Source organism: Risungbinella massiliensis, from assembly GCF_000942395.1.
GTDB classification, from domain to species: Bacteria; Bacillota; Bacilli; order Thermoactinomycetales; family Thermoactinomycetaceae; genus Risungbinella; species Risungbinella massiliensis.
The window spans coordinates 2,108,808-2,122,970 of the sequence record NZ_LN812102.1 but is presented as its reverse complement, the minus strand read 5'-3'; the positions used below and the strand labels follow the sequence as shown (position 1 = coordinate 2,122,970).

The window sequence follows — 14,163 nt, the reverse complement described above, 5'->3', positions numbered from 1 at the left end:
GTTTCACGTGTCCCGCCGTACTCAGGGTCCGTCTCGGAGGGAAGCAAGTTTTCCATACAGGGCTGTTACCTGCTATGGCGGGTCTTTCCAGAACCACTTCTGGTACCTGCTTCCTTGATAACTCCTAGTGAGACGCCCTACAACCCCAAACATCGNGGGGAGAACCAGCTATCTCCAAGTTCGATTGGAATTTCTCCGCTACCCACAGCTCATCCTATGATTTTTCAACATCAACAGGTTCGGACCTCCATTGCGTGTTACCGCAACTTCATCCTGGCCATGGGTAGATCACTTGGTTTCGGGTCAACGACTACGTACTGTACGCCCTATTCAGACTCGCTTTCGCTGCGGCTCCAGCTTCTCGCCTTAACCTTGCACGTAACCGTTACTCGCCGGTTCATTCTACAAAAGGCACGCCGTCACGGGTCAAGCCCGCTCCGACTGATTGTAAGCACACGGTTTCAGGATCTATTTCACTCCCCTCTCGGGGTGCTTTTCACCTTTCCCTCACGGTACTGGTTCACTATCGGTCGCCAGGTAGTATTTAGCCTTGGGAGGTGGTCCTCCCGGATTCCGACGGGGTTTCACGTGTCCCGCCGTACTCAGGGTCCGTCTCGGAGGGAAGCAAGTTTTCCATACAGGGCTGTTACCTGCTATGGCGGGTCTTTCCAGAACCACTTCTGGTACCTGCTTCCTTGATAACTCCTAGTGAGACGCCCTACAACCCCAAACATCGAAGATGTTTGGTTTGGGCTAATCCCGTTTCGCTCGCCGCTACTCAGGGAATCGCGTTTGCTTTCTCTTCCTCGGGGTACTTAGATGTTTCAGTTCCCCCGGTCTGCCTCTTACCACCCTATGGATTCAGGTGGCAGTACTTGCTCTTCAAGCAAGTGGGTTGCCCCATTCGGAAATCTCCGGATCAAAGCTCACTTACAGCTCCCCGAAGCATATCGGTGTTCGTCCCGTCCTTCATCGGCTCCTGGCGCCAAGGCATCCACCGTGTGCCCTTAGTAGCTTTACCTCGGTCATTACTTTTCGGTGATTGCAACAAAACGTAAAAGACTTCCACGATATTTGATGTCGTAGGAAAACTTTATTACGTTTTCTTACTTGGCTTTCTGTATCTAATTTTCAAGGTGCGTTTCATTTTGTGTGCCGCTCGTGGCGACAAGAAATAATATAACAGGCTTGCACAATTTATGCAAGCCTTTTTTCTAGATTTTTATTTGCTTTAGTAGCTTAGGATCCAAAAATCTTTTTGCAAAACGCTTCTCTTCCTCTGTAAACGTAGGCACTACTTCATCTGACTGCTCGGTAATTTGTAGGATTCCTCGCCCTTTGTCTACAAAACCTCCTCCAGTCAACGCACTAGAATCAAAGGAAATCTTTTTCTTCTCAAGCTCAGATCGCGAAACATTTGGATAGGGATCCATCGTAAACTCAATGACGTTTTTGTCTTTTAAATATAAGAAGTCAATTTGGTCGAACCGGTTATTACGCAACATATACGAGATAAACACCGGGTTATGAAACTTAGAGAGCTCATCCAAAAATTCAATTCGTTCTTCCCTCATCCCAGAATGATGAGAATAAAAAACACCCCAAGAGATAAAGTCATAGGTTGGTAGAAAAGAATGTAACTTGTATTGATCTGTTAAGAATACCTTTCCTTTATAGTCTAAATTTTGTTGCACGTATTTTACATCACTCGGTTTGCTCTCTGTCACAGCTTTTCGATAAGCCTCGCCATACTGGAAGTCAGTGATAATCTGACCATTGACCATAATGAGCAAAATGAGCACTGTAGCTAATATTGTTTTCGCATACTCTTTGAATTTGTCTAAATTGGTAACCCAGTTAATGATTCCAGCAATCCCAATAAGAGTAAGTAAGTGGAGAAAGTCCAACATTTTAAAGTGAAGAAGCGGCTTCCCTATTGCCAATCCTACATGCCCCAACATTTGCCACACGATACACGTAATCATTAACCAACCAAATCGTTTGTAATAACTATTGATTTGTGTCATAAAAATCAGCGCGATGAATCCTATTGCAAATGCAAAGTCACTCATACTAGAAAATCGCAGAGGTAGATCTAACATATATTGTTTGAAGTAATGCGCTTGAGATGGATAGACTCCATATTCAAAAAGATTTATTAAGAGCGGCAACCAAAAAAGCGCGCTAAAGAAAGCAACCACCACTAAGACTAATAATGGATGACCAATCAGTCTCATTGCAGCTTGCCAAGACCTTTTTTGATATAGACTCACCCAAAATTGCAAAATCAGGTAGAGGATCATTAAAAAGAACCAATAATAATATGTTTGAAAAAGTATGGCACCCAATATCCCCCCAACAAGCAAAGAGAAGTAGCGCTTTCTCCCGTCAGGTTTTACTTTAGGCTGAGCATATGTGAACCACCAAGGTATAATCAGCGCCAAACTCAGAAACTCATATTGCTTGTGAAAAAAACTAACATGTAGTAGTAAAAACAAACTTATCGTGAATACCATAGAAAACCTTTTGGAAATCAGCCGACTCCATAACAGGTAAATCATCGGAGGCAATATTGCTGCTAAGGCAAACAGAGCATAACGCACTATTTGATAAGGCTCGATCCCGATAATGGCAGCTATTTTCCCCAGAATATAGAAATATAGCGGGGGATAAAAAGCTGCTAAATCTTTGTATGTAAAATCAACAAATGTGTGGTAGTTTGCATATTTGGTAATAGCTGCTGTAACAAACTCAAGATCTGATTCTACTCCACTATAGCTAAAATAAGTGTTACGAAGCACAAATACATTAAACAAAGTAAATAAGTATCCAAACCAGAGTACAGTCCACCACTCTGTATTCTCTGATACAATTCGGACTCTTTTTTGAAAAAGTATCCAGAGAATCCCTAGAATCATTCCTAGCCAAAGTAGGTTGGGAAACAACTTTTCCCAAATCTTATAGTTTGGAATACCTACTAACTTTAATCCTATGGAACTAATGAACGTTATGGTGAGATACAAGAGAAACGTGATCCGTTTCTTTTGTGTTAGCGACATTTTTTGTTCTCCTACCTTTTATTCTTTGTCTTCCTCATATTTTCCTATCATAACATGCTTCATCCTTTCAAAAAACGAAAGCATAAAAAAACCCTTTGCTATATAGCAAAGGGTAAAAAGTCATATTCTCTGAAAACGAAAGGTGAGAGTAACATAGCCGGGTAAGACATTCCAATTTGTATCATGAAAGATACTCCATAGAAAGGAGGTGATCCATCCCCACCTTCCGGTAGGGATACCTTGTTACGACTTCACCCCAATCATCTGCCCCACCTTCGGCGGCTGAGTCCGTAAGGTTCTCTCACCGACTTCGGGTGTGACAAACTCTCGTGGTGTGACGGGCGGTGTGTACAAGGCCCGGGAACGGATTCACCGCGGCATGCTGATCCGCGATTACTAGCGATTCCAGCTTCACGTAGGCGAGTTGCAGCCTACGATCCGAACTGAGACCAGCTTTATGAGATTAGCTCCCCCTCGCGGGTTCGCAACCCTTTGTACTGGCCATTGTAGCACGTGTGTAGCCCAAGACATAAGGGGCATGATGATTTGACGTCATCCCCACCTTCCTCCGGCTTTCACCGGCTGTCTCGTTAGAGTGCCCAACTAAATGCTGGCAACTAACGATAAGGGTTGCGCTCGTTGCGGGACTGAACCCAACATCTCACGACACGAGCTGACGACAACCATGCACCACCTGTCACCGTTGCCCCGAAGGGAAGGGGTATCTCTACCCCGGTCAACGGGATGTCAAGCCTTGGTAAGGTTCTTCGCGTTGCTTCGAATTAAACCACATGCTCCACCGCTTGTGCGGGCCCCCGTCAATTCCTTTGAGTTTCAGCCTTGCGGCCGTACTCCCCAGGCGGAGTGCTTAATGCGTTAGCTGCGGCACTGAGGGCGGGAAAGCCCCCAACACCTAGCACTCATCGTTTACGGCGTGGACTACCAGGGTATCTAATCCTGTTTGCTCCCCACGCTTTCGCGCCTCAGCGTCAGTTACAGCCCAGAAAGTCGCCTTCGCCACTGGTGTTCCTCCCGATCTCTACGCATTCCACCGCTACACCGGGAATTCCACTTTCCTCTGCTGCACTCAAGCGCTCCAGTTTTGGAGGCGAACAATGGTTGAGCCATTGCCTTTAACCCCCAACTTAAAGCGCCGCCTGCGCGCGCTTTACGCCCAATAATTCCGGACAACGCTTGCCCCCTACGTATTACCGCGGCTGCTGGCACGTAGTTAGCCGGGGCTTTCTCCTTAGGTACCGTCAGAACTTCTTCCCTAAGAACAGAGTTTTACAACCCGAAGGCCGTCATCACTCACGCGGCGTTGCTCCGTCAGGCTTTCGCCCATTGCGGAAAATTCCCTACTGCTGCCTCCCGTAGGAGTCTGGGCCGTGTCTCAGTCCCAGTGTGGCCGGTCACCCTCTCAGGTCGGCTATGCATCGTCGCCTTGGTAGGCCATTACCCCACCAACAAGCTAATGCACCGCGGGCCCATCCTCAAGCGAAAAACTTTTACATTGCTCTCATGCGAGAGCAATGATTATCTGGTATTAGCACCGGTTTCCCGGAGTTATCCCAGGCTTGAGGGCAGGTTGCCCACGTGTTACTCACCCGTTCGCCGCTAGGTTCCCGAAGGAACCCCGCTCGACTTGCATGTATTAGGCACGCCGCCAGCGTTCGTCCTGAGCCAGGATCAAACTCTCCGATAAAGTTGAGTTTGAAAGCTCAATAGTAAATCATCTGGCTAAATGTGATACATCTCACTCTTTCGTTTTCAAAGAACATCATTGCTTTTTTGTTTGTGCCGCCTTGTCGCGGCGACAAGAAATAATATATCATGCTAGATTAATAGAGTCAATACTTTTTTTACTTTTTTAATGGAGTAAAAAAACTTCTACCACTGCCAAGTATCCCATTCCTGGTAATCCTAAGAAACCTACAATAAAACCAGTTATGGGGTTAATCGCGAACTCAAATCCAAAATTTTTGCCTACCAGATTAATGAGAAAGAGAATAATCGCTCCTGTAGCAGAGTACAAAATTCCATACCATACATACTGTAGTGGCTTTCGAACCGATTTGCTAAGTAGCATTAAGATTCCAATCCCAGCTAAAGCGATCCAGATCCAATATTCAAGCTGAAACATATCGATTCCCCTTTCCTATCTCTTAGGAAAGGCTATGCAAGACAAGTTCGTAAGATACCAATAAAGGCACCTAATATTGAATAGGATCCTACATTCTGTTCTAGTTATGCCACAAAAAACAGCAGTTGATCCCCGACTGAAAATTTGAAAGAAGGTAGGGGATCAACTGCCTCAATCTGTTAGGTCAAGATCAATAAACTGCGCGACTGACCGAAGTTACCTTTTAAAGTTCTCTTCTACCCTCTAACGCTTTGGTAAGAGTTACTTCATCTGCATACTCCAGATCCCCTCCGACAGGCAATCCGTGCGCAATGCGTGTAACTTTTAAGCCAAAAGGTCTAATCAATTTGGAGAGATACATGGCTGTAGCCTCTCCTTCGATATTGGGGTTGGTAGCCAATATTAGCTCTTGAACTTGATCGTTACTCAATCGTTGAAGTAAATCAGGAATTCGTAACTGCTCAGGACCAATTCCTTCAATGGGACTGATGGCACCGTTTAAAACGTGATACAGACCGTTATATTCACGGGTACGCTCCATCGCCATCAAATCTCGAGTATCTTGAACTACACATATTACGGACCGATCCCGTTTTTTATCTTGGCATATATAACAAGGATCTTGATCCGTGATATTGCCACAGATGCTACAAGTATGCAGATCCCGTTTTACCCGTACCAACGCTTTAGCAAAATCTATTACATCATCTTCTTCCATTTTGAGCGTATAGAAGGCCAAACGTTGAGCTGTTTTAGGACCGATTCCTGGGAGCCTCATAAAACTTTCCATCAATTTAGTAAGGGGTTCTGGAAGATACAATCGCGAGACACCTTTCTTTAAAAGAGTCCAGGGATATTTAGTCCTTGGGTAAAGCGTCCCATGTCTTTTTCCATCATTTCATCTACTTGTTTCATCGCATCTTGGATCGCTGCTAGCACCAAGTCCTGAAGCATTTCTACATCATCTGGATCTACTGCTTCTGGAGCGATTTCCACTGCTTTTACTTGTTTTTGCCCAGTCATGGTAACTTTCACTACACCGCCACCAGCAGTTCCTGTAACTTCTTTCTTTTCGAGTTCTTGTTGAGCTTTTGCCATCTCTTGTTGCATTTTCTTTACTTGTTTCATCATTTGATTCATATTACGCATTAACTGTTTCCTCCATTCAAATCTTGATTCTCATCGTATACCTCTACAACCTCATTACCGAATAAATCTTTCGCCTTCTTTACAATATCATCTTGCAAGGAAGTTGCAGTATCTTTTTTTTCTTTCAATATCGGATTTTGGGGAATCGCTTTTTTTGTATCGACGGATTCTTCCCATTGAGTAAGCATAATTGTTTTTAATTGGTAGGGCTTGGCATAAACTTGTCGCATAATATGCTCGATCAATTGCCTGTTCATTGCTTTTTCTGTAGTATCCCGATGAATCTTGCTACGAAACGCAACTAACACTTCAGCTCCTCGAACAGCTACTGGTTCTCCGTCTACCAACCAAGCATGAACCGTAATTTTTTCTTCTTTTACTTTGTGAAGAACTTGATTCCAACCCCTTTTGATCTCTGGCAAACCATCTGTCCCAAATCCTTGGAGCTTATTGGTAATGGCAACAGAACTTGCAGGAGATCTTGCAGGTTTAGACTGTACGGATGGTGGTTTTAGTTCGGGAGCGGTTTCTGCTTGTTTCACCTGACTAGACTGAACAGGAAGTCCTTTAGTAGAGAGTTGTTCCACTTGTCGTTCTAATAGAGTCACTTTTTTTTGTAGAGTATTCCAATCAGCTAATTCTTGATCTGTTTGCGCTAGTCGGATAATCAACATCTCTAGAAAAATCCTTGGATAGGGTGTCCATTTTAGCTGTTGTGATGCTTGAAGAAGTTCTTCCATCACGCTTGTTAGTCTAGAAACAGACAGGGTCTGAATATAAGATATTTCCTTCTCTAGGAAAGGATAGTCTCTTTCTTGAGAAGCACTAGTTTTACTCAATAATATGTCACGACATAACAACGTACAGTCTTGAATTAACTTATCAGGTTCCAACCCATCTTGTATAAAAGAATCTACTTTTTCAAGTGCGGATTGGGTGTTTGTTTCCAAAACATCTCGAAGAAGATTCCAAATCGCAATAGGTGACACAGAACCAACCATCGCATGAATAGTTTCTTCCTTTACAACTCCTGCTCCAAACGAGATTGCTTGATCCAACATACTGAGCGCATCCCGCATCCCTCCGTCTGCAAGCCTCGCAATTGCCCAGAGTGCTGATTCTTCGAAATCAACTTCTTCTCTTTCGCATATATAGGAGAGCCTGCTTACCATCTTTTCTAACTGTATCCTGCGAAAAGGGAACCGTTGGCATCTAGAGAGGATGGTTGGAAGTAATTTGTGGGGCTCAGTAGTAGCTAATATAAAAATCACATGACTAGGTGGTTCTTCTAATGTTTTAAGTAACGCATTAAACGCCTCTGTCGTAAGCATATGTACTTCATCGATGATATACACTTTATATCTCACATCAGTAGGTGCATAGCGTACATTTTCACGTAAATCTCGTATCTCATCTACTCCCCGGTTGGATGCAGCATCAATCTCTACTACATCTAAGGAGGAGCCTGCTTGGATACTTTTACAAGCGTGACATTCATTACAAGGTTCCGCTTGGGGACCATTCTCACAGTTGACTGCCTTGGCAAAAAGTTTGGCCGCACTGGTTTTACCTGTTCCTCTTGGACCACTAAACAGATAAGCATGAGAAAACTTGGATTCTTGTAAAGCGTTCATCAATGTCTGCGTTATATGTTCTTGCCCAATAAGGTCGGAAAACCTTTGTGGTCGCCACACTCTGTACAAAGCTTGATAAGACATGACCAACACTCCAACCGATCTCTACTAAGATCTAAGTTCTAACCTGCTAACATCATACTATACCCAGATATCCCGATCAAAAAAGAAACCACTCCTATGAGTGGTAATTAAGCGAACTTCTATCATCAGGAGATATCCCCATTGATAGTAGTTGAACTTATCAGCTCTTTTAAAGGAAAGAGCGTTCTTTCCCGTTAAGCTCTGAATCAGCCAAATGCTCTTACGTGAAAATCGGAAAAAACAATTGAAAACAACATCCATTAGGAGAAGATTGTAATCTCATCTTCCCACCTATTTCCCGAACTATTTGTTGGCAGATCGGCAATCCCAAACCTGTTCCGTGTTCTTTTGTTGTAAAAAAGGGCTCAAATATTTTTTCTTGGAGGTGAACCGGGATTCCAGGACCATTGTCTACAATTTCTACTAAATGCATAAAAGAGTCCGTCTTTTTTAGATTCAACCTAAGCTGACCACCAGACTCACCCATTGCCTCAATTGAATTTTTACTAATATTGAGAAATACTTGTTTAAGCAATTCCGCATCACCATGCAGATTGGCGACAGGTACTGAAGGGATATCATAGGAAAGATCAATATTATGCAATCTTGCCTCACTTTCAATAAGAGGAAGAATCTCATGTAATACTTCTTGGACACTAACAACCTGGCGATTTACTTCTCGCGGTCTACTAAGTACAAGAAACTCCGAGACCAAGTGATTAATTCTACTGATCTCCTTCAACATAATCTCGATGTACGACTTTTCTTTTAGCTGTCCAATCTCTTGCATGCGATCCCCTATCATTTGCAAAAATCCTTTGATGGAGGTAAGAGGATTTCTGATTTCGTGGGCTGTACCTGCTGCAACTTGTCCAATTGTAGCTAATCGATCATGGAAACGTACTTGTTCTGTTAAACGATACTGTTCAGTCTTGTTCTCTATAATAAAAAAGGTAAACCCTGTCTCTTCTTGTCTTCCTTTCCGAAGTACCAAGTGCTCTAGGGATCCATTTAGTTTCCAACTCAGTTCTAGTTGTTCAAAAGGAGAATAGGTCGTGTTGAGGAATTGCGCTAAGCGGTCTAATTCTTTTTCCTGTTGATCTAAACAAGAGATGAGATCCCAGACTCTACGACCGTAGGCTGCTCGGGCCTCAATCCCAAGCATGGAACAACCAATATTATTTAATTCTACTATCGCTTCTGAATGATCCATAACGAGCAATCCTATGTTTAGTTGCGATAAAAGAGCAGAAACAAAAGGAGAAGGCCGTTCTTCACTTTGGATCGTACGATAAGGAAGAAATGAGTACATTCGACGATTCGCTAAATTATTCATTACTTGCATTTCCGTCTGAGCCATTCAATTTCCACCACACTCAATTTTCCTCATGTTTTTTATACAACTAGATTTAAGTTCCGTTTGGAGCAACAATCACTGAAAAATCTTGAATAGAATCGTTCCGTTGCTTTGACAAAGTCACTCCTTAGATCAAGATGTTCTTCATTTTGCCAATTTCAAACGAATCTTTTGAACATTTTTCTCTATTTTTCTATTCGCTACCCGCTACACACTTCCTTCTTTTTCCATATAAAATCAAAAATAAAAGCCGCCCATCAGGACAGCTTCTCATTACGATATGTAAATCGGGCCCCAGCTCCGATCTAGAAAACCCACGCGGACTTTGACTTTCCAGCTCGAATCAGGCTACCCTACGGCACACGAGAAATCACCCTTAGTGCTGCTTCCTTCCGGACCTGACACGGTTCGAGAGCACCCGTTGCGTAGGACCCAATCGTCCACACTTTCCAGTCAAACCAGACCATGACCAATCTAGACCTCGACAGGGACTTCAGTCCCGCTAAGGCGGATTGCAGGTTACAGGGCACCGCCAGTTCCCCACCTAGCCCGATAGACCTCATTATAACAGAGAGCAGAGTAAATCTCAATCACTGGAAAAATAAAACAGCTACAAGCGTTCGCCTGTAGCTGTTTTGGTTGGCGGAAAGGGTGGGATTCGAACCCACGACAGCCTAATGACTGTACCTGCTTTCGAGGCAGGCTCCTTCGGCCTCTCGGACACCTTTCCATCTAGACATTAATATATCATACAGAAAACGAGGCTATACGTCAAGGTACTTACAACAGATGAAAGTAACCTGATACGTAGTTGTTTAGGTTTATCGGATGGTTTTCGCTTCAGCTTACTTGAAACGGCTACTATGACTTTAGCAGGGAAAAATAACTAGCTATGTACTGAAAACAAACACATTTAATTAGAGTATAGATAGCTTGTTGCATTAATCCAAGTTAATCATAGGCGCACCGCCCATTTTTCCCGCATCTGATCTACTCCAGTTCCCTACCGCTCATAGTCGCATCTCAAAAGGGGGAACCTCTGGCTTTGAGATGATTATGGCAACATGCACTATAGAGATAAAGAGCATATCCACTTCTTTTGTCCTTTTCGCTTTATTTATCTAGTGCCATACGTTTTTCTAGCTTTTTCTTTCGGCGTATCTCTTGAAAAAAATCCTTTAAGATTTGGCTACATTCCTCTTGCAAAACATTTTCTATCACTTCTGTTTGATGGTTGAAACGAGTGTCTTGCAACAGATTCATTAAGGACCCGACACAACCTGCTTTTGGATCTCGGGTTCCATAGATAACACGAGAGATACGTGACTGTAAAATGGCTCCAGCACACATAGGACACGGTTCCAAGGTGACATAGAGTTCGCAATCCACTAATCTCCAACTACCTATTTGTTCTGCTGCTTCTTGAATGGCAATACACTCTGCGTGAAGCAATGGATTTTGTTCTATCTCTCGGCGATTATAACCCCGTCCAATGATCTGCTTATCCAAAACTACTACTGCGCCAATCGGTACCTCGCCTAACTCTCTTGCTTTTTCTGCTTCCTGTAGTGCCGCCCGCATCATCTGTTCCTCTAACATATCAAAACTCCTTAGACTCTAAGTGATCCCGGAACTTATTCGTTTTGCTACTCGTTATCCTATCATAAAAATATCAACAAAAAGAAAAACCGCTCGTTAGAAGCGGCTTAAAATCAATGTCGAAGTTGTTCTGTAAACGTAAACTCCTTTAAGGAAAGTGCCGGCACTCGACAAGTAGAGCCAAACCAGGAACTAACCAGCTGCGTTTGCGAACCAACTGCTGTTACACTTTGGAATGCCTCATTAAGCTTTTGTGTAAACCGGAGATTGTAAATGGGTGCTTTGATTTGTCCATTCTCCACTAAAAATGTACCATCACGTGTGGTACCCGTTAGAAGCAAATCTTTCGTATTTTGCATTCCTATATAATGAAAACGAGTAACCAGAATTCCTCGTTCCATTCCTTTTAACATCTCTTCTATCGAATCTTTTCCCGCTTCTAAATGTAGGTGTGTTGGAGTAGGGCCACTCATTCCTTGTAATTTCTTTATTGGAAACTGCCCATTTCCTGTGCTTTTCTGTTGATAGCGCTTTGCCGTATCTATATCATATACCAAACCATTGGCAACCCCTTCTTGAATGAGAGGAACCTTTTTTCTGGCTTGTCCATCCCAATCAAAAGCTTCTGGAATGCCATCTTTGGAGAGCGGATCTTCTGTAAGAGATAATTTTTCATCCCAAACACGATACCCCATCTTACCTGATAAAAAACTTTGACCTTCATGATAATGGGTAGGGTTAAAGCTATTACTAATAGATAATATAAGGTCTCCTACTGCCTTTGGCTCTAATAGGACAGGGTACTTCCCAGGTTCAAGAGAAATTGGGTTCTGATTGCCCAAACATTTTTCTATTGCGATTTTCGCAATCTTTTGAGGATCCATTGCCCCAAACGACTTATCTGTCTGTTCTGCATAACCAGAACCTTTTTCCCCCATTACTACGGTATGTAATTTTGCACAACTTTGTCTACCAAATAGTCGAACCCCTTGCGAGTTAGCCACCACTTGATCGCGCAAAAAGAGTTGACATGCACCAGCAGCTTGCAAAGAGTGAGAGGTTGCTTCTTCCACTATTTGTTGCACGGCTTGTACCATTTCTTCTGGTGAAACAAACTCAGAAGCATCATCAAATCCAAACACTTGAGACACTATCTCAGGTTGCGAGAACGGAGTGGGCTCTGATTCAACAGGAGAATATTTAGCTAGTAGGACAGCTCTTTGAACAAGTCTCTCTAGAGATTCCCGATCTAATTGGTTCCCAGACGCAACACCTGTTTGTCCATTTCGCTGAACTTGTATGACAACTTGAACATCACGCTTACGAACATTTTGGATCACTTGATTGTTAGCAAAGCGTGTCAAATAATGGCTTTCACCTAATACGGCACAATGTATCTCTTCAGCAAGGCATTTTCCCATTTTCACAACATAATCTACTGCATCTAGATATTGTTTGGCTATCTGATTCTCTTGAATCTGCATCCTAGTTCACTCCCACCTGGACATTCTGGAATCGGGCCGTAGATGTGCCATGACCTACATACATTACTTGTATAGGCTCCCCTTTGCCGCAATTTAGAAAGCCCCACATTTTCCAGTCAGCTAGATCGGCAATTCCATCACAACTTCTCCAGAAATCAGGAGTATTGCCACTGTAGGAGGGATTCTTTAACATTCGGGCTTTTTTCCCATCTCGTATTTCCCATGCAATCTCACAACCAAAATGGAATTGATAGCGCAAATCATCTATACTCCAGCTTCGAATCCCTTCCATATAGATTCCGTACTCTGTCGATGTGATCAGCTCTTCGAGACTTAGATCTCCCGGTGCTAAGTTGATATTGGTCATTCGGACAATGGGGACATTTTGCCAACCAACTGCTCGCATCGCTCCCATACTCGCTTCACCAATTTGCGGAGCTGTATCTCGTCCTGTTAGATATCCTACGAATGTACCGTTTTCTACAATTGGTTTTGTCTGACCCGGTACCCCTTCGTCATCAAAAGCAAAACTGCCTAACCCACCTGCTGTAGTAGCGTCGGCTGTCAACTGCACCAAAGGAGAACCATACATAAATCGATGCTGTTGATCAGTCGTCAAAAAGCTTTTTCCCACAAACCCCGCTTCCTCTCCCAAAACACGATCAAGTTCTACTGCATGACCGCAGGATTCATGAATTTGCAAAGCAAGCTGGGAACCATGTAGTAGGAGAGGGAAATTCCCTGTCGGGCATGGATCTGCCTCTAACAACAAGGTAGCCTCTTCCGCAATTCGAGCAGCATTCTGCACTAGATCCAAACTCTCTACGTACTCATAACCAGCCTGTTGAAAGTTCCCATCAAACATATTGGGATAAGAGCGAATCTGGACATCTCGTCCATCAGAAGAAACCACTCTCACTCCACCACCGACTATTGTCATCTCTTGATGGATACAAGAACCAATACTACTAACAAAAAGCTTTTGTTCTCGCATAGCAAGGAAAGTCGCAACTCGACTTTTAATCGCCGGATACTTTGCCATGACTTGATCAGCCTTGGTCAATAAGTCAATCTTTTCTTCGATAGGTATTACAAAAGGGTCTTTCTCAACTGGAGATTGGGTCGTTGATTGAACAGGAGCAACGTCACTAAGTTGAAGAGCAGATTGGCGAACTTTTGCACTAGCTCGGGCGGTTTGTAGAGCTTCTCCAGCAGATTTCGTTATCGCTTCTTCTGACAAGCTAGGACAACTAACGAACCCCCAACCACCTTCCGCCAACACACGAAGTCCAAATCCTTGATCTTGATGCTCTGTCAAAACTTCCAATTTTCCATTCTTCATACGAATTTCTTGTTTTTCTAGATAACAAATTCGTATATCAGCGTAATCCGCCCCTAATTGACAGGCTAGGTCTACTGCATGCTTTGCAAGCTTTTCCATTGCGCCCTCCTGATACCACAAGAATATCCATCTAATTTGCTAAATAATGAAAATAACCTTCCTAAAAGACAAAAATTTCACATTTTTCATTCTATATAACCAGAACTTTATTTATTTTTGGTAATATACATCCTAAAATAAACTCTTTTATTACTTTTTTAGAAGAAAGGAAGTAACTAGCTAACCTAACGATTGAGTAAATCAGTCAAATCA

At 43.1% G+C, this 14,163-nt stretch carries 9 protein-coding genes, 1 tRNA gene, 2 rRNA genes and 1 other RNA gene; all 13 read right to left on the bottom strand.

What is annotated here, in order from left to right; all coding sequences use genetic code 11:
* Positions 1-1,021: ribosomal RNA gene (locus VJ09_RS18715) — 23S ribosomal RNA — on the bottom strand; the annotation flags it as partial.
* Between the two features lie 193 nt (positions 1,022-1,214).
* Entirely contained in the window at positions 1,215-3,059 is a 1,845-nt protein-coding gene (locus VJ09_RS10965) for an arabinofuranosyltransferase (protein WP_044641469.1), read from the bottom strand.
* Between the two features lie 201 nt (positions 3,060-3,260).
* Positions 3,261-4,764: ribosomal RNA gene (locus tag VJ09_RS10960) — 16S ribosomal RNA — on the bottom strand.
* 165 nt (positions 4,765-4,929) lie between these two features.
* The gene (locus VJ09_RS10955) at positions 4,930-5,202 is read right to left on the bottom strand and encodes a pro-sigmaK processing inhibitor BofA family protein (protein WP_044641468.1); all 273 of its coding nucleotides are present in this window, start codon (positions 5,200-5,202) and stop codon (positions 4,930-4,932) included.
* Positions 5,203-5,425: 223 nt separating this feature from the next.
* A complete protein-coding gene (recR, locus tag VJ09_RS10950; RefSeq protein ID WP_044641467.1) occupies positions 5,426-6,022 on the bottom strand; it encodes a recombination mediator RecR in 597 nt (198 codons plus the stop codon).
* A 17-nt stretch (positions 6,023-6,039) separates the two neighbouring features.
* Entirely contained in the window at positions 6,040-6,351 is a 312-nt protein-coding gene (locus VJ09_RS10945; RefSeq protein ID WP_044641466.1) for a YbaB/EbfC family nucleoid-associated protein, read from the bottom strand.
* The gene (gene dnaX, locus VJ09_RS10940) at positions 6,351-8,069 is read right to left on the bottom strand and encodes a DNA polymerase III subunit gamma/tau (RefSeq protein WP_044641465.1); all 1,719 of its coding nucleotides are present in this window, start codon (positions 8,067-8,069) and stop codon (positions 6,351-6,353) included. Before dnaX ends, VJ09_RS10945 begins: the two co-directional genes overlap by 1 nt.
* Positions 8,070-8,289: 220 nt before the next feature.
* Positions 8,290-9,429: a two-component system sensor histidine kinase NtrB gene (locus VJ09_RS10935; RefSeq protein WP_052807341.1), complete on the bottom strand. Its 1,140-nt coding sequence runs from the start codon at positions 9,427-9,429 to the stop codon at positions 8,290-8,292.
* A 284-nt stretch (positions 9,430-9,713) separates the two neighbouring features.
* Positions 9,714-9,979, bottom strand: an RNA gene (gene ffs, locus VJ09_RS17840) — signal recognition particle sRNA large type.
* A gap of 87 nt (positions 9,980-10,066) precedes the next feature.
* A tRNA-Ser gene (locus VJ09_RS10930) sits at positions 10,067-10,156 on the bottom strand.
* A 383-nt stretch (positions 10,157-10,539) separates the two neighbouring features.
* On the bottom strand, positions 10,540-11,025 hold the full coding sequence (gene tadA, locus VJ09_RS10925; RefSeq protein WP_044641464.1) for a tRNA adenosine(34) deaminase TadA: 486 nt from the start codon (positions 11,023-11,025) through the stop codon (positions 10,540-10,542).
* Positions 11,026-11,138: 113 nt separating this feature from the next.
* Complete coding sequence (locus VJ09_RS10920) at positions 11,139-12,509, bottom strand: TldD/PmbA family protein (protein ID WP_044641463.1); 1,371 nt, start codon at positions 12,507-12,509, stop codon at positions 11,139-11,141.
* 1 nt (position 12,510) lies between these two features.
* Entirely contained in the window at positions 12,511-13,950 is a 1,440-nt protein-coding gene (locus VJ09_RS10915) for a TldD/PmbA family protein (RefSeq protein ID WP_044641462.1), read from the bottom strand.
* Positions 13,951-14,163: the final 213 nt, after the last annotated feature.

Excerpts from the sequence above, each read along its gene's own strand:
- VJ09_RS10965 (WP_044641469.1), bottom strand. The coding sequence starts at position 3,059 with ATGTCGCTAACACAAAAGAAACGGATCACGTTTCTCTTGTATCTCACC.
- VJ09_RS10955 (WP_044641468.1), bottom strand. The coding sequence starts at position 5,202 with ATGTTTCAGCTTGAATATTGGATCTGGATCGCTTTAGCTGGGATTGGA.
- VJ09_RS10945 (WP_044641466.1), bottom strand. The coding sequence starts at position 6,351 with ATGCGTAATATGAATCAAATGATGAAACAAGTAAAGAAAATGCAACAA.
- dnaX (WP_044641465.1), bottom strand. The coding sequence starts at position 8,069 with ATGTCTTATCAAGCTTTGTACAGAGTGTGGCGACCACAAAGGTTTTCC.
- VJ09_RS10935 (WP_052807341.1), bottom strand. The coding sequence starts at position 9,429 with ATGGCTCAGACGGAAATGCAAGTAATGAATAATTTAGCGAATCGTCGA.
- tadA (WP_044641464.1), bottom strand. The coding sequence starts at position 11,025 with ATGTTAGAGGAACAGATGATGCGGGCGGCACTACAGGAAGCAGAAAAA.
- VJ09_RS10920 (WP_044641463.1), bottom strand. The coding sequence starts at position 12,509 with ATGCAGATTCAAGAGAATCAGATAGCCAAACAATATCTAGATGCAGTA.
- VJ09_RS10915 (WP_044641462.1), bottom strand. The coding sequence starts at position 13,950 with ATGGAAAAGCTTGCAAAGCATGCAGTAGACCTAGCCTGTCAATTAGGG.